The sequence below is a fragment of the Bradyrhizobium sp. AZCC 1678 genome (assembly GCF_036924765.1).
Lineage (GTDB): Bacteria > Pseudomonadota > Alphaproteobacteria > Rhizobiales > Xanthobacteraceae > Bradyrhizobium > Bradyrhizobium algeriense.
Genome location: NZ_JAZHSE010000001.1, coordinates 578,385 through 594,013 on the forward strand (window position 1 = coordinate 578,385; position 15,629 = coordinate 594,013).

Consider the following 15,629-nt stretch of genomic DNA (forward strand, 5'->3'; position numbering starts at 1 on the left):
GATCAGGCGATGTCGAATCGATCGAGGTTCATCACCTTGTTCCACGCCGCCACGAAATCCTTCGCAAACTTCTCCTTCGAGTCGGTGCACGCATAGACTTCCGCGAAGGCGCGGAGCTGCGCCTGCGAACCGAAGATGAGGTCGACGCGGGTGCCGGTCCACTTGACCGCATTCGTCTTGCGGTCGCGGCCCTCATACACGCCGTCGGAGCCGGCGGGCTGCCATTGCGTGCCCATGTCGAGCAGGTTGACGAAGAAGTCGTTCGTCAGCGTGCCTGGCTGCTTGGTGAACACGCCGTGCTTGGACCCGCCGAAATTCGCGCCAAGGATGCGCAGGCCGCCGAGGAGAACCGTCATCTCGGGTCCCGTCAGCCGCAGCAATTGCGCCCGGTCCACCAACGCCTCTTCAGGCTTCATGAACTGATGCTTCTTGCTGCTGACAAAGTTGCGGAAGCCGTCGGCACGCGGCTCGAGCGGCGCGAAGGATTCGACGTCGGTTTGATCCTGCGACGCATCCATGCGCCCCGGCGTAAAGGGCACCTTCACGTCGAGCCCGGCGTCCTTGGCGGCTTTTTCGACCGCAGCACTGCCGCCGAGAACGATCAGGTCGGCCAGCGAAACCTTCTTGCCGAACTCCTTCTGGATCGCTTCGAGCGTCGAGAGCACCGTCTTGAGCTCGGCCGGCTGGTTGACCTCCCAGTCCTTCTGCGGGCTAAGACGAATGCGCGCACCATTCGCGCCGCCACGCTTGTCGGAGCCGCGGAACGTCGACGCCGACGCCCATGCGGTCGAGACAAGCTGCGACACCGACAGGCCGGAGCCGAGAATCTTCGCCTTCAGCGCGGCGATATCAGCCTCGCCGATCAGCGGATGATCCACCGCCGGGATCGGGTCCTGCCAGATCAGCGTTTCCTTCGGCACCAGCGGGCCGAGGTAGCGCGCGATCGGGCCCATGTCGCGGTGCGTGAGCTTGAACCAGGCGCGTGCGAACGCGTCGGCGAACTGGTCCGGATGCTCGTAGAAGCGCCGCGAGATCTTCTCGTAGGCCGGATCGAAGCGCAGCGACAGGTCGGTCGTCAGCATGGTCGGCACATGCTTCTTCGACTTGTCGTAGGCGTCCGGGATCGTGGCTTCCGCGCCTTTCGCCTTCCACTGCTTGGCGCCGGCCGGGCTCTGGGTCAGCTCCCATTCGTTTTCGAACAGGTTCTTGAAGAATAGATTGCTCCACTTGGTCGGCGTCTGCACCCAGGTGACTTCCGGGCCGCCGGTGATCGCGTCGGCTCCGACTCCCGTGCCATACTTGCTCTTCCAGCCGAGGCCCTGGTCCTCCAGCGCACCGCTTTCCGGGTCGGGTCCTACCAGCGACGGGTCGCCGGCGCCGTGGGTCTTGCCGAAGGAGTGGCCGCCGGCAATCAGGGCGACGGTCTCCTCGTCGTTCATCGCCATGCGGAAGAACGTTTCGCGGATGTCCTTGGCTGCCGCGAGCGGGTCCGGATTGCCGTTCGGCCCTTCCGGGTTGACGTAGATCAGGCCCATCTGCACGGCGCCGAGCGGCTCCGCGAGCTGACGTTCGCCGCTGTAGCGCTCGTCGCCGAGCCAGGTGCCCTCAGGCCCCCAGAACAGCTCTTCGGGCTCCCAGACGTCGGCGCGGCCGCCGGCGAAGCCGAAGGTCTTGAAGCCCATCGATTCGAGGGCGACGTTGCCGGCGAGAATCATCAGGTCGGCCCACGAGAGTTTCCGGCCGTATTTCTGCTTGATCGGCCACAATAGCCGACGCGCCTTGTCGAGGTTGGCGTTGTCAGGCCAGCTATTGAGCGGCGCAAAGCGCTGCTGTCCCGCACCGGCGCCGCCGCGGCCATCCGTGATGCGGTAGGTGCCCGCGCTGTGCCACGCCATGCGGATCATCAGGCCACCATAGTGACCGAAATCGGCCGGCCACCATTCCTGCGATTCCGTCATCAAGGCGTGCAGGTCCTTGATCACGGCGTTGAGGTCGAGGGTCTTGAATTCCTTGGCGTAGTCGAACGCCTCGCCCATTGGATCGGACAGAGTGGAATTGCGGTGGAGAATCGAAACGTCCAGCGCGTCCGGCCACCAGTCGCGGTTCTTAGGTCCGCGCGAGCCCGTGAACGGGCATTTGGTTTTGTCATCCATGGTCGTCTCCTGGGGTGGTCCCTGTTCAGATTGGAGGCAATCTAAGCACCGCATCCCATCAGGTAAAGTTGATTTTAATGATCGAACCGATAAGATGATCTGATGATCCAGATGACGCTCAGACAGCTTCGCTACTTCGATGCGCTGGCACGTCACGGCCATTTCGGACGCGCGGCGGAGGCGTGTTCAATCTCGCAGCCGGCGCTGTCGATGCAGATCAAGGAAATGGAGGAAACCCTCGGCGGCGTGCTGCTGGAGCGAAGCGCACGGCAGGTCACGCTGACGAAATTCGGCGAGGAGATCGTCCAGCGCGTCCGCGAGATCCTGCGATCGGTCGATGAACTCGGCGATTTTGCACGCGCATCGCGGGACCGGCTCGCGGGCCGGCTGCGCATCGGCATGATCCCGACGATTGCACCCTATCTGCTGCCGAAGGTGATCGAGAACCTCGCGCGGATGCATCCGGAACTCGACATTCACGTTCGCGAGACGCTGACGCCGAGGCTGATCAAGGAGGTGGTCGAAGGGCGGCTGGATACGGCGATCGTGGCGCTACCGGTATCCGAGCCTTCGCTGACCGAAGTCGTGTGTTTTTCTGAAAACTTCCTGCTGGTGCGGCCGGGTGAGGACGAGGGAACGCCGGTGCCGAGCCACGAGACGCTGCGCGAGATGCGCCTTTTGCTGCTCGAAGAGGGACATTGCTTCCGCGATCAGGCGCTGTCGTTCTGCAACATGCAGTCGCCGCCACGCGAAGTGCTGGACGCGAGCTCGCTGTCGACGCTCGTTCAAATGGTCGGCGCCGGCATCGGCGTCACCCTGATCCCGGAAATGGCGGTCACGGTGGAAACACGCTCGGCGGCGGTCTCCGTCGCGCGCTTCAGCAATCCGCAGCCGTCGCGAACCATCGGCATGGTGTGGCGCAGGACAAGTCCGCTCGCCGCACAGCTCCAGCAAATCTCCGAAGTGGTTTGCCTCGCAGCCGAGGCGTTGCGCGAACAGCGCAAGGCGAAATCGCCGTCGCGGAAATGAAATCACGGGCGTGACGAGGCAAGTGCCTCGGGAGATACTGACTTGCCAGAAATCATCATCCGCCCCGCCCGATCCGACGAGTATGACCAGGTCGCCCGTGTCTGGATGGACAGTTGGGTTTCGACCGGACTGGAAGACGCCAGCGATGCCCTGCTGGAAAAATTGCGCGCGCGTGTCCCGATGGAGGTCGAGAAGGGCTGGAGCCTTTACGTCGCCGACGATAACGGGAAATTGGCGGCGATGCTCGCGTTGCATGTGCCCGACTGCTACCTCGACCAGTTGTTCGTGGCGCCGGAGTATCAGGGCAACAGCCTGGGGCGCCAATTGCTCGCCTTTACGCGCCAACATCTGCCGGATGAAATCTGGCTGCGCTGCGTGCGCGAGAATGAAAAGGCATGGCGCTGGTACGAGCGTGAAGGCTTTGCGCTCGAGAAGGAGCAGGTTGAGCCAGCGATGGGCCGCATGATGAAGTATTATCGCTGGCGGAAATCGGCATGATGACCATTGCGTTGCTTGCGGACGGAGCGCACACGCTTTAGCTTTGACTTCCTGTGTCTCAACCTTGCGTTCCACCATCATGCTGCTCCGTTTAATCTCCGCCGTCATCGTTCTGTCATGCGTTTCCGCCGCGGGATGGGCTCAGAAGCCCGCAAAGAGGAACGACGTGGCCGCGGCGGGGAGCGGACCGTGTCACATTGGTGTTGTCCCGATTGCCGGTAATCTTTTTCTTGTTCAGGGATGGGGCGTAGATCGGGTAGCGACAGAAGGGTGGGACCTCGACGAGTTGGTTGTCTCGCGGGTTCGCGCAGCGGCGCCCGGACGCTCCGTCCGCCGGGTTCCCTATACTGCGGCGGAACTTGTTGGCGAAGGTCAACGGCCCTCATTTTTCCGCGAAACGCTGAAGGAATTTGCCCAGCGCATCGCCGGCAGAGTCAGTTGCGAACGTTATGTCGTCGTGCACCGCCATGGCGGAAATTCCCGGGAATTTGGCATTGGTATTTCCAGGTATGTCCTTTTCGACAAAGCGATCCTTTACGCGATGATGAAGATCCTGGTGTATGACGGACGCACCTTCGAACTGATCAGGCAAGCCCCCGCATCGCTCAAGGACAATTTCGTCAAGCGGAGGATAGGGGTGGCTAACGGACCTGCCCTAGAAATTGATCTTTCCGCATTCCCGGACAAGCCGGCGGACGTGGCGCGCAACCCAAAGCTGCGCGACGGCGTGCGCGCCTTGTTGACACAAAGTCTCGACAACACGTTGCTGGCGATGCTCAGACAGTAGCAAAGGAAATTCCCAATGATGAAACTCTATTGGTCGCCGCGCTCGCGCTCGATCTCCGCGATCTGGCTGCTGGAGGAAACCGGGCTGCCTTATGAGCGCGTGTTGACCGACATTACAACTGGCGCGCAGAAGGCGCCGGAGTATCTCGCGATCAACCCGATGGGCAAGGTGCCGGGGCTGAAGGACGGCGACGCCGCGCTTGGGGAAGCGGCCGCGATCTGCGCCTACATCGCCGACCGCTATCCGGAAACGAAACTGGCGCCAGCCGTCACCGATCCGCTGCGGGCAAAATATCTGCAGTGGCTGTTCTTTTCACCAAGCTGCATCGAGCCGGCGCTGATCCAGCTCTTCACCAAGCTTGAGGTGCCGTCGAGCACAGCGGCATGGGGCAGCGCTGACCAGACCTTCGACGTGCTCGACGCCGCCTTGCACAAAGGCCCATGGATTCTCGGCGAGAAATTCTCCGCCGCCGATATCATGCTCGGCTCCGGACTGAATTTTGCGGTGCGGATGTTCAAGATGGTGCCGCCGCGGCCGTCATTCGACGCCTATATCGACCGCTGCGCGGCGCGCCCGGCGTTCCAGCGCGCCGAGAAGATCGCGGCGGGGTGAACGACCGTAGGGTGGGCAAAGCGCAGCGTGCCCACCACGCCAGACGCAATCTGAAGATAGATGGTGGGCACGGCTGCGCCTTTGCCCACCCTACGCGATCTGCAGGCCGAGATAAAAATCGCGAAAACAACCCCATGCAAAGTAGAGCCGCTTCCCGAACGGTTCACGCGACGACGCGGGGATCCACGTCCTCTGAGTAGTCGACGCCGTCGATGCCAAATCCGAACAGGCGAAGGAACTGGCTCCTGTACTCCGGAAGGTCCGCCAGTTCGCCGAGCGTTTCCGTGGAGAGCAGCGGCCATCGCCGCAATACCTCTGCCTGAACTTCAGGCGAAAGCTCCCAGTCGTCGACTCGAATGCGCTGCGCCTCGTCAACTTCGACACCCGTGCCGAGGCGCGTCCGGAACAGGCGATCGATCTGTTCGATGCATCCTTCGTGGAGCCCGAGTTGCTTCATGACCTTGAACAGCACCGTCCCATAGAGCGGCACCACCGGAATGGCCGAACTCGCCTGGGTGACCACGGCCTTCAGCGCCACCACGCGCGCCGCGTCCGGGCCGAGCCGGCCGCGGATCGCTTCCGCCTTGCGGTCGAGATCGACCTTGGCGCGACCGAGCGTGCCTTTCCAGTAGATCGGCCAGGTCAGTTCGCTGCCGATATAGGTGTAGTTGAGCGTCCGAAAGCCGGGCGCCAGGACACCAGCATCCGCGAGCTGATCGATCCAGCGCTTCCAGTCGTCGCCACCCATCACGGCGACCGTGGCGGTGGCTTCCTCCTCGCTCGCCGGCGCAATGGTCGTCTCGTAGACTTCGCCGGTTTCGGTGTTGAGGGTCTTGATGTCGACGGGAGCGCCGAGCGGTTTGATCGCCGAGCGATAGGTCTTGCCTGTGACCGGATCCGTGCGGACTGGAGCGGCCATGCTGTAGACCAGCATGTCCAGCTGTCCGAACTTTTCGCGCACACGCTCAATGAAGGCTTTCTTCAATTCGTTGGAGAAGGCGTCGCCCTCCAGCGTGAGAGGAGATCTGCCGATCTTCTGGGCCTCGATCTCAAATGCGCGATTGTTGTACCAGCCGGCGCTGCCCGTCTTGCTTGCTGAAGGCTCGCGCTCCAATGACACGCCGATGGTCTCCGCGCCCCCGGCGAAGGTCGCAACGATGCGGCTGGCGAGGCCGTAGCCGGTCGAACATCCCAGCACGGCGACGCGCTTGGGGCACTCGGGAATCGACCCCTGGCGGAGAACATAGGCGATTTGTTCGCGGACATTTTTGGCGCAGCCGACGGGATGTGCCGTCGTGCAGATGAAGCCTCGCACGCGCGGTTCGATAATCATGCCCACCCCGTTCTGGATTGTTGCAAAGTCACTATCCGCCGCCTGCCGATCTCTCGCCGCGAGCGAGAAGGGGCAGATGCGAAATCACGCATCCATCCGCTTGAAGACCAGCGTGGCGTTGGTGCCGCCGAAGCCGAAGGAGTTCGACAGCACGGTGCCGAGCTTGGCGTTGTCGATGCGCTTGCGCACGATCGGCATGTCGGCAAACACCGGATCGAGCTCGGTGATGTTGGCGCTCTCGCAGACGAAGCCGTTGTTCATCATCAAAAGCGAATAGATCGCTTCTTGCACGCCGGTGGCGCCGAGCGAGTGCCCGGTCAGCGCCTTGGTCGCCGAGATCGGCGGGCACTTGTCGCCGGTGCCGAACACTTTTCGAATTGCCTCGATTTCCGGGGGATCGCCGGCCGGCGTCGAGGTGGCATGCGGGTTGATGTAATCGATCGGGGTTTTCACGGTTTCGAGCGCCATGCGCATGCAGCGCTCGGCGCCCTCGCCCGACGGCGCGACCATGTCGTAACCGTCTGACGTCGCGCCATAGCCGACCACTTCAGCGTAGATGCGCGCGCCGCGCGCCTTGGCATGTTCGAGTTCTTCCAGCACCACCACGCCGGCGCCGCCGGCAATGACGAAGCCGTCGCGGCTGATGTCGTAGGGGCGCGAGGCGGTGGCGGGGGTGTCGTTGTATTTCGAGGACATCGCGCCCATGGCGTCGAACAAGACCGACAGCGACCAGTCGAGCTCCTCGCAGCCGCCGGCGAAGATCACGTCCTGCTTGCCGATCTGGATCGTCTCGTAGGCGTTGCCGATGCAATGGTTCGAGGTCGCGCAGGCCGAGGAGATCGAGTAGTTCACGCCCTTGATCTTGAACCAGGTCGCGAGCGTGGCGGACGCCGTGGACGACATCGCCTTCGGCACCGCGAATGGCCCGACGCGTTTGGGGCCCTTGCTTCGCGTGATGTCGGCCGCTTCCACGATGGTGCGCGCGGACGGCCCGCCGGAGCCCATGATGATGCCGGTGCGGACATCGGAAACTTCTTCCGGAGAAAGTCCGGAATCCTGGATCGCCTGCTCCATCGCGATGTGATTCCACGCCGCGCCCTCGCCGAGGAAGCGCATCGCGCGCCGGTCGACGACGTCGGCCGGATTGAGCGTCGGCGCGCCCTGCACCTGCGAACGGAAGCCCATCTCGGCGTATTTTTCCGCGCGCTTGATCCCGGACTTCGCTTCGTGAAGGCTCGCAAGCACTTCCTGGGTGTTGTTTCCGATGGACGAGACAATTCCCATCCCCGTTATGACAACCCGCTTCATGATCGCCTCGCCCTGCCGTTTCCGTTTGTCCGTGAAGATATGTTGATTGCGTGATCGCGCCGCTCAGGCAAGCGCTGTGCCCTGCTTGAACAGCCCGACCTTCAGATCCTTGGCGCGATAGATAATCTCGCCGTCCATGGAAAGCCAGCCGTCGGCAACGCCGAGCACCAGCTTTGAACGCATCACGCGTTTCATGTCGATGTTGTACACAACCTTGCGAGCATTCGGCAGCACTTGGCCGGAGAACTTCAATTCCCCCAGCCCCAGCGCCCGGCCCCGTCCCTCGCCGCCGATCCAGCCCAGATAGAAGCCGACCATCTGCCACATCGCGTCCAGGCCGAGGCAGCCCGGCATGACCGGATCGTTCTTGAAATGGCAGCCGAAAAACCACAGGTCCGGCTTCACATCGAGTTCGGCCCGGATCAGACCCTTGCCGAATTCCCCGCCTTTTTCGGTAATTTCGCTGATGCGGTCGAACATCAGCATCGGCGGCAGCGGCAGCTGCGCATTGCCCGGGCCGAACATCTCGCCGCGGCCGCAGGCCAGCAAGTCCTCGTACTCATAACCGCTGCGCCGTTCCAGCATGGTGTCCAGCCTCTCTTAAAGATGTCCCGATAGAGCGCTTTTGAGCGAACCGGACCCGTTTCCCTACGGGAACGCTTGTTTCCCGCAAAATTGGCGCTACTTAGGGTGCTTCGGCATTAGCCTCTGCCGAAATCGCATATGTGGTCCGCGCGCTCTGTAACATAGGCACCGGGCCCGGCAAAGCACTGGAACGCGCGAAAAAAACCGCGTTTACACGCTGGTTCCTCTTTAACCTTGGGCGGGTTCTAGTTGCGAAAAACTTGCATCTACCTGATTTCCTTTTATATTGGGCAAGATTATTGCCCAAGTTAGCGCGCGTGGTGCCCGAAGTGGACATGAACGACCAAGCCTCTCCCCTGAACGACGACGGTATCGATCCGGCCGCCCGGGCCGCCGGACATCAGCCGGCGTTGACCGGTTGTCCCTGGCACGACGTCAACGAAATGCTGCAAGCTGCCGGTCTAAGGCCGACCCGCCAGCGCATGGCGCTGGGCTGGCTGCTGTTCGGCAAGGGAGCCCGCCATCTGACCGCGGAAATGCTGTACGAGGAAGCGACGCTGGCGAAGGTTCCGGTGTCGCTGGCGACCGTCTACAACACGCTCAATCAGCTCACCGATGCGGGTCTGTTGCGCCAGGTCTCGGTCGACGGCACCAAGACCTATTTCGACACCAACGTCACCGCGCACCACCACTTCTATCTCGAGAACAACCACGAGCTGGTCGACATTCCCGATCCGCACCTCGTGCTCTCGAAGATGCCGGACGTGCCGGAAGGCTACGAAATCGCGCGCGTCGACATGGTCGTGCGCCTGCGCAAGAAGCGCTGATTCTCCACGGAAGATTTGTAGGGTGGGCAAAGGCGCGTTTGCGCCGTGCCCACCGTTTTGCTGCGCTCGCGATGGTGGGCACGCTTCGCTTTGCCGACCCTACAGTTCAGCGCTCGCAGTTAGCTCACTCCACCTTCTCATCCGCATACACGCCCCACAGGCGCTGCTGCTCGATCCAGCCGTCAAAGCCGTTGCCGATCACACGGCACCAGCCATTGGCGCATTTCTTGACCTGGGCGACGACGCCAACCTGCAGGCGGGCCGCAATCGCGCTGGTCGGATCGGGACGATCATAGAGCGACGCCAGCTCGTCCTTGGTCTTCATGGTGACGACCGCAGTGCGGCGGCCGGACAGTAGCGAATGATAGACCCAGCCCTCGGAGCCTTCCGAATCGCGCACGCGGCGCCAATTCTCGAACTCGGCGGTGATTTCGACCGGCAGGCCCGAGCGGGTATAAACCCAGGCGACATCGTTATCCTTGGTCGGACCGGCCCGGACATTCACATGGTCGGACTTGAGGCTGACATATCGCGGCACCGGCAGGCCGCTCGTGGTGATGGCCGAATCCTTGGCCGAAAACCCTGTGCTGACCGATGCCAAAAGCCAGCCCCCCGCCAGCACCGCCACCGAACAGAAACGCCCCAACGCCATTAACCCGTCTCCTGTCGAGCTACCCGCAACTCGAGTTCTTCGAGTTGAAACCGCCCGCTAACGCCCGAAAAACCCCAGACCCCTGTGCCCCGCTTTGGCCGCACCCCGGCTTGCGCTTGCTAACGTCCGAGGGGTTCTTGTCTTGGCCCGGCCTTCTGATAGAGAGGACGGAACGCCAAGAACCAGAACGCCCGGATTTTCTGCCGAAAATCCAAGGCAAGTATTGGGGAACCCAAGGGACTTACCTTACGGAAACAGCCGGATACCGGGACCGCGTGGCCATCGCAGTGTCGAACAACCGGGTTAATGAGGTCTGAACGGCGGGCTCAAAGCCGTCCCTCATGAGAGCAGAGCATGTCGGTCAAGAAAAAACCTCTCGTCGTCGTCACCCGCAAGCTGCCGGACTCGATCGAGACCCGGATGCGCGAGCTGTTCGACGCCAGGTTGAATCTCGACGACACGCCAATGACGCCGGAACAGATCGCGGACGCGGCCCGCACCGCCGACGTGCTGGTGCCGACCGTCACCGACATGATCAGCGAGGCGATCCTCAAGGACCCCGACTGCAAGTTGCGCATGATCGCCAATTTCGGCAACGGCGTCGATAATATCGACGTCACTGCGGCGCATGCGCGCGGCATCACGGTGACCAACACGCCGAAAGTGCTGACCGAAGACACCGCCGACATGACCATGGCGCTGATCCTGGCGGTGCCGCGGCGATTGATCGAGGGCTCCACCATTCTGACCGAGGGCAAGAACTGGGAGGGATGGTCGCCGACCTGGATGCTTGGCCACCGAATCGGCGGCAAGCGGCTCGGCATCGTCGGCATGGGCCGCATCGGCCAGGCTGTGGCCCGCCGGGCGCGCGCCTTCGGCCTGCAGATCCATTATCACAACCGCCGCCCCGTGGCGCCCGTTATCGCCGAGGAGCTCGGCGCGACCTATTGGGAAAGCCTCGACCAGATGCTGGCGCGGATGGACATCATCTCGGTGAACTGTCCGCATACGCCGGCGACGTTTCATCTGCTCTCGGCGCGGCGCTTAAAGCTGATCCGGAAAGAGGCCTATATCGTCAACACCGCGCGCGGCGAGGTGATCGACGAGGACACGCTGATCAAGCTAATCGAAGCCGGGGACATTGGCGGCGCGGCACTCGACGTGTACGAGCACGAACCCGCGGTCAATCCGAAGCTGGTCCGGCTCGCCAAGGCCGGCAAGGTGACGCTGCTGCCGCATATGGGCTCGGCCACCATCGAAGGCCGCGTCGAGATGGGCGAGAAGGTGATCATCAACATCCGAACCTTCCTCGACAACCACAAGCCGCCGGACCGCGTGCTGCCCAGCATGCTGTGATGCCATATTGAGTGTCGTAGATCCTATGGGGTGGCAGGTGGTCAGGGGTAAGCTAAGTTTGCGACCACCCAACCACCCCATAGGATCTACAGGAACCGGGCTACGGCATCATTTGTTCTTGCGCCGTTCCCGCTTTCGCCATTCCGCGACAAAGGCGACGAATGCGGCGAGCGCCGGCGGCGGTTGGCGGCGGCTAGGGTAATACAGGAACGGCCCCGGGAATGGGGCGCACCAATCGTCGAGCACGCTGACCAGCGCGCCCGACTTGATGCCATAGCGAACGTAGCCCTCGAACGTCAGCCAGAAGCCTGTGCCATCATGCACGGCGCGCAGCGCCAGGCCGAGATAGGTCGCGATCAGCTTGGCCGGCGGCGAAACCTTCACGACACGTCCCGCTTTCTCGAATTCCCAGTCCAGCATCGCGCCGCTGCCGAAGCGGGTGCGGATGCAGGAATGTTCCAGCAGATCCTTCGGATGTTTCGGGCTTCCGTGCTGCGCGACGTATTCGCGCGAGGCCACCACCGCATAGCGCTGCGGCGCCCCGAGCGAGACCGCGATCATGTCCTGCGCCAGATGTTCGCCATAGCGCACGCCGGCGTCAAAACCTCCGGCCACGATATCGACGAACGAGCTCTCGCCGACGATCTCGAGATCGATTTTGGGATGGGCTGCAAGAAACGGCGCGACCATCGGCGCCAGCACCAGATCGATCGCCGGCGGCGGCGCATTGATGCGCAGCCGCCCCGACGGCACGGCCCGCAAGCCGCGCACCTGATCAAGCGCCGCGCCGACATCCGACATCGCGGGGCCGACACGGGCCAGCAGCAATTCACCGGCTTCGGTAAGCGCGACGCTGCGCGTGGTGCGGTTCATCAGGCGGACGCCGAGCCGCTCCTCCATGTCGCGCAGCCGTTGGCTGAGGCTCGATACGGAGACGCCCTGCTCGACCGCGGCGCGGCGGAAATTCCGGGTGCGCGCCACGGCGACGAAGGCATCGAGGTCGCGGAGGTCGAAATTCTTCATTGTTCGATATAATGAACAAGCTATTTATGATTGTCCAGCTTATCCGCGCGAGCCAAATCCCTCATATCGGCCTCGTCACCACGGCGCGAATGCACGCCGCCGATTACGAGGAGAACCATCATGGAAAAGCGCAAACTCGGCACGACAGGTCCATCCGTCTCGGCCATCGGCCTCGGCTGCATGGGCATGTCGGACTTCTACGGCCCGGCTGACCGCAGCGAGAGCATTGCCACCCTCCACGCCGCGCTCGATGCCGGGACCACTTTGCTCGACACCGGCGATTTCTACGGCATGGGCCACAATGAGATGCTGATCCGCGAGGCGCTCACGGGGCGCAATCGCGACAATCTCCAGATCAGCGTCAAGTTCGGTGCGCTGCGCGACCCCAACAAGGGCTTTCTCGGCTATGACAGCCGCCCGGCCGCGATCAGGAATTTTGTCGCTTATTCGCTGCAACGGCTCGGGCGTCGACACCATCGACATCTATCGGCCCGCACGGCTCGATCCCGATGTGCCGATCGAAGAGAGCGTTGGCGCGATGGCCGACATGGTGAAGGCCGGCTGGATCAAGCATATCGGGCTTTCCGAGGTCGGCTCCGACACCATTCGCAGGGCGCACGCGGTGCATCCGATCGTCGACCTGCAGATCGAATACTCGCTCGTCGCGCGCGGGATCGAGAGTGACATTCTCAAGACCTGCCGCGAGCTCGGAATCAGCATCACCGCCTACGGTGTATTGGCGCGCGGACTGATCAGCGGACACTGGTCGAAGGAACGCTCTGCTGTGCAGGATTTTCGTCAGATGAGCCCGCGTTTCCAGGGCTCCAATCTCGACGCAAATCTCGCGCTGGTGGATTCCCTGCGCTCCATTGCAGCGGAGGTTGGTGCGTCACCGGCGCAGGTCGCCATCGCCTGGGTCGCAGCGCAGGGCAACGACATCGTACCGCTGGTCGGCGCACGTCGCCGCGACCGCCTTTCCGAGGCGCTCGGAGCACTCGATGTGAAATTGACGGACGCGCATCTTGCCGCGCTCGCCAAGGCCTTCCCGCCGGGCGCCGCCGCTGGCGCGCGATATCCCGAGGCGCAGCTCGCGCATATGGATAGCGAGAAGCGGTGAGATGAAGGCCGGTGAACGCTAGGCCGCGTGCCCGCTCAGATCGGTGATGACAGGCGTATCGCCGTTGAGCGGGTTGGCCGGATCGCGCGAGTAGCGCAGCGTCTCGAACCGCATCGCGCGCGCGTCCACCATCACCAGCCGTCCGACCAGGCTTTCGCCGAAGCCGACGATTTCGCGGATCGCCTCCAGCGCCATCATCGATCCCAGCATGCCCGCCAGCGCGCCCATGACGCCGGCCTCCGCGCAGGCCGGCACGGTGCCGGGCGGCGGCGGTTCGGGAAACAGGCAGCGATAGGTCGGGTTGAACTCGCCCTGCTCGTTGCGCTCATGGGCGCGGATGGTGGTCAGCGATCCGTCGAACATCCCCAGCGCCGCCGTGATCAGCGGCTTGCCGGCAAAGAAGCAGGCATCGGACACGAGATAGCGCGTTTCGAAATTGTCGGAGCCGTCGAGCACGAGATCGTAGCCGCCGATCAGCGACATCACGTTCTTTGCATCGAGACGCACCGCATGCGCCTCGAAATGAACATGCGGATTGAGCGCGTGAATCACTTCGGCGGCGCTGTCGACCTTGCGCCGTCCGATGTCGGGCGTGGTGTGGATAATCTGGCGCTGCAGATTGGACAGCGAGACGATATCGTCATCAACAGCACCGAGCGTGCCAACCCCGGCGGCCGCCAGATACATCAGGACCGGCGCGCCAAGCCCGCCGGCGCCGATCACCAGCACGGACGCCTCTTTCAGCGCGGCCTGCCCCGGGCCACCGACTTCGCGCAGCACGATATGGCGGGCGTAACGTTCGAGTTCGTCGGCTGTCAGCATGGTCGCACTACCTCAATCAATCTCCTGAACCGGGACGCGGTTGGTGCCGACTAAGCAGATGTGCTTAATTGGCGGGACGTCAATGACGCGCTTCCCTATTCCCCTCCGGCATTCTCCTGGATTTGTCATGAGATCGGTGCTTTCGGCAACATTGATGATCGCGGCCTTAGGTTTTGCGGCCTCGGACGCGTGGGCGCAGATGACGCCACCCGCGACGGCCGGCGCCAAGGCGAAACCGGTCACCACGATACCGATCCGTCCCGCGCTGCAGAAGCCGGAGGACACGGCCACCGCGATGGGCCAGGCCGAGCGGCTGGCGCTGCAGTCGGACCTTGCCTGGGTCGGGCAATATAACGGCGCCATCACGGGCGACGTCAGCGAGCGCATGGTCAATGCGATCAAGGAATTCCAGAAATCGCGCGGCGGCAAGCAGACTGGCGTGCTCAATCCGCAGGAGCGCGGCATTCTTGCCGACACCGCCAAGAAAAAGCAGGAGAGCGTCGGCTGGAAGATCCAGACCGATCCCGGTACCGGCGTGCGGCTCGGCATCCCCACAAAACTGGTGCCGCAGCAAGCGAGCGACGCCAACGGCACCAAATGGACGTCGCCGAGCGGCACGATCCAGATTCAACTGGCCCGGCGCAAGGAGGCCGGCCCCGTTGCGGCAAAGCTCGCCGAGCGCGAGAAGAAAGAGCCGGGCCGCAACATCGACTACACCGTGGTCAAGCCGGATTTTTTCGTGCTGTCCGGCCTGCAGGGCCTGAAGAAATTTTATCTCCGCGGCACCTTCAAGGGCGACGAGGTCCGCATCCTCACCATCCTCTACGATCAGGCGACCGAGAATACCGTGGAACCGGTCGTGATCGCGATGTCGAGCGCGTTCAATGCGTTTCCGGCGGCTGCTCAAATAGCCGGGCCTCCACCGCGCAAGACGGTGGAGTACGGCACCGGCGTCATTGTCGGTGACGACGGCGCGATCATCGCCGACCGCCAGATCACTGATGGCTGCCTCACGGTCGCGATTGCGGGCTTTGGCAATGCCGATCGCGTCGCCGAGGACAAGGAGCACGATCTCGCGCTGCTGCGCATCTATGGCGCGCGCGGGCTCAAGGCGCTCAATCTCGCCAACGCCGCCACCAAGACGGCGCTCGACCTCACAGGTATTGCCGATCCGCAGAACCAGGGCGGCGGCGCCGCGGTAACCAGCGTCAAGGCTTCGGTGGCCCTGCTCGGCGGCGGCAGCGATATCGCGCTGGCACCCGCGCCGACGCTCGGCTTTTCCGGCGCGCCCGCACAGGATGGCGACGGCAGGTTTGCCGGCATCGCGCTGCTGAAGCCGGTTCAGGTAGCGGGGCCCACCAACGGCGTACCCGCGGCGCAGGCCGTGCTGGTGACCGCCGACACGGTGCGCGATTTCCTCAAGGCCAATGGCGTGAATGTGGCCAGCGGATCGGGCGATGCGAAGGCGTCGGTGGTCCGCGTGATCTGCGTGAGGAAGTAGCCCGCGCTCGTGTCCCGAACGCGGTG

14 protein-coding genes and 1 pseudogene are annotated in these 15,629 nt (G+C 63.2%); 8 read left to right on the forward strand and 7 right to left on the reverse strand.

Annotated elements, in window-relative coordinates:
- Positions 1-2 precede the first annotated feature (2 nt).
- Positions 3-2,153 carry a catalase/peroxidase HPI gene (katG, locus tag V1294_RS02770; protein ID WP_334495004.1) on the reverse strand — a complete coding sequence of 717 codons (2,151 nt, stop codon included), beginning with the start codon at positions 2,151-2,153 and terminating at the stop codon, positions 3-5.
- Positions 2,154-2,255: 102 nt separating this feature from the next.
- Here katG and V1294_RS02775 point away from each other — a divergent pair, with 102 nt between their 5' ends.
- From V1294_RS02775 to V1294_RS02790, 4 genes are all read left to right on the forward strand, one after another.
- Positions 2,256-3,182, forward strand: a complete 927-nt coding sequence (locus tag V1294_RS02775; protein ID WP_334495005.1) for a LysR substrate-binding domain-containing protein — start codon at positions 2,256-2,258, stop codon at positions 3,180-3,182.
- A 42-nt stretch (positions 3,183-3,224) separates the two neighbouring features.
- On the forward strand, positions 3,225-3,680 hold the full coding sequence (locus tag V1294_RS02780) for a GNAT family N-acetyltransferase (protein WP_334495007.1): 456 nt from the start codon (positions 3,225-3,227) through the stop codon (positions 3,678-3,680).
- A 64-nt stretch (positions 3,681-3,744) separates the two neighbouring features.
- Positions 3,745-4,467, forward strand: a complete 723-nt coding sequence (locus V1294_RS02785; RefSeq protein WP_334487414.1) for a hypothetical protein — start codon at positions 3,745-3,747, stop codon at positions 4,465-4,467.
- 15 nt (positions 4,468-4,482) lie between these two features.
- Positions 4,483-5,079 carry a glutathione S-transferase family protein gene (locus V1294_RS02790; protein WP_334495009.1) on the forward strand — a complete coding sequence of 199 codons (597 nt, stop codon included), beginning with the start codon at positions 4,483-4,485 and terminating at the stop codon, positions 5,077-5,079.
- Positions 5,080-5,242: 163 nt separating this feature from the next.
- On the opposite strand, the gene fabV is transcribed toward V1294_RS02790, so the two are convergent.
- The 3 genes from fabV to fabA all read right to left on the reverse strand — a co-directional run bounded on the left by fabV (position 5,243) and on the right by fabA (position 8,305).
- Positions 5,243-6,412 (reverse strand): enoyl-ACP reductase FabV, encoded by a 1,170-nt coding sequence (gene fabV, locus V1294_RS02795; protein ID WP_334495011.1) that lies wholly within the window; start codon positions 6,410-6,412, stop codon positions 5,243-5,245.
- A gap of 84 nt (positions 6,413-6,496) precedes the next feature.
- The gene (fabB, locus tag V1294_RS02800) at positions 6,497-7,720 is read right to left on the reverse strand and encodes a beta-ketoacyl-ACP synthase I (RefSeq protein WP_334495013.1); all 1,224 of its coding nucleotides are present in this window, start codon (positions 7,718-7,720) and stop codon (positions 6,497-6,499) included.
- Positions 7,721-7,783: 63 nt separating this feature from the next.
- The gene (gene fabA / locus V1294_RS02805; protein WP_108512671.1) at positions 7,784-8,305 is read right to left on the reverse strand and encodes a 3-hydroxyacyl-[acyl-carrier-protein] dehydratase FabA; all 522 of its coding nucleotides are present in this window, start codon (positions 8,303-8,305) and stop codon (positions 7,784-7,786) included.
- Positions 8,306-8,640: 335 nt separating this feature from the next.
- Between fabA and irrA the strand changes: the two genes are divergently transcribed.
- Positions 8,641-9,132 carry an iron response transcriptional regulator IrrA gene (irrA, locus tag V1294_RS02810; RefSeq protein ID WP_057844747.1) on the forward strand — a complete coding sequence of 164 codons (492 nt, stop codon included), beginning with the start codon at positions 8,641-8,643 and terminating at the stop codon, positions 9,130-9,132.
- 124 nt (positions 9,133-9,256) lie between these two features.
- On the opposite strand, the gene V1294_RS02815 is transcribed toward irrA, so the two are convergent.
- Positions 9,257-9,784 (reverse strand): SH3 domain-containing protein, encoded by a 528-nt coding sequence (locus V1294_RS02815; RefSeq protein ID WP_334487424.1) that lies wholly within the window; start codon positions 9,782-9,784, stop codon positions 9,257-9,259.
- Between the two features lie 354 nt (positions 9,785-10,138).
- Here V1294_RS02815 and V1294_RS02820 point away from each other — a divergent pair, with 354 nt between their 5' ends.
- Positions 10,139-11,140, forward strand: a complete 1,002-nt coding sequence (locus V1294_RS02820) for a 2-hydroxyacid dehydrogenase (RefSeq protein ID WP_334495015.1) — start codon at positions 10,139-10,141, stop codon at positions 11,138-11,140.
- A gap of 108 nt (positions 11,141-11,248) precedes the next feature.
- On the opposite strand, the gene V1294_RS02825 is transcribed toward V1294_RS02820, so the two are convergent.
- The gene (locus tag V1294_RS02825) at positions 11,249-12,163 is read right to left on the reverse strand and encodes a LysR family transcriptional regulator (RefSeq protein ID WP_334487428.1); all 915 of its coding nucleotides are present in this window, start codon (positions 12,161-12,163) and stop codon (positions 11,249-11,251) included.
- A gap of 120 nt (positions 12,164-12,283) precedes the next feature.
- On the opposite strand from V1294_RS02825, the pseudogene V1294_RS02830 reads away from it, so the two are divergent.
- Positions 12,284-13,280, forward strand: a pseudogene (locus V1294_RS02830) (aldo/keto reductase).
- An 18-nt stretch (positions 13,281-13,298) separates the two neighbouring features.
- Here V1294_RS02830 and V1294_RS02835 read toward each other — a convergent pair.
- Positions 13,299-14,102 carry a HesA/MoeB/ThiF family protein gene (locus V1294_RS02835; protein WP_334495016.1) on the reverse strand — a complete coding sequence of 268 codons (804 nt, stop codon included), beginning with the start codon at positions 14,100-14,102 and terminating at the stop codon, positions 13,299-13,301.
- A 127-nt stretch (positions 14,103-14,229) separates the two neighbouring features.
- On the opposite strand from V1294_RS02835, the gene V1294_RS02840 reads away from it, so the two are divergent.
- Complete coding sequence (locus V1294_RS02840) at positions 14,230-15,603, forward strand: serine protease (protein ID WP_334495017.1); 1,374 nt, start codon at positions 14,230-14,232, stop codon at positions 15,601-15,603.
- Positions 15,604-15,629 lie beyond the last annotated feature (26 nt).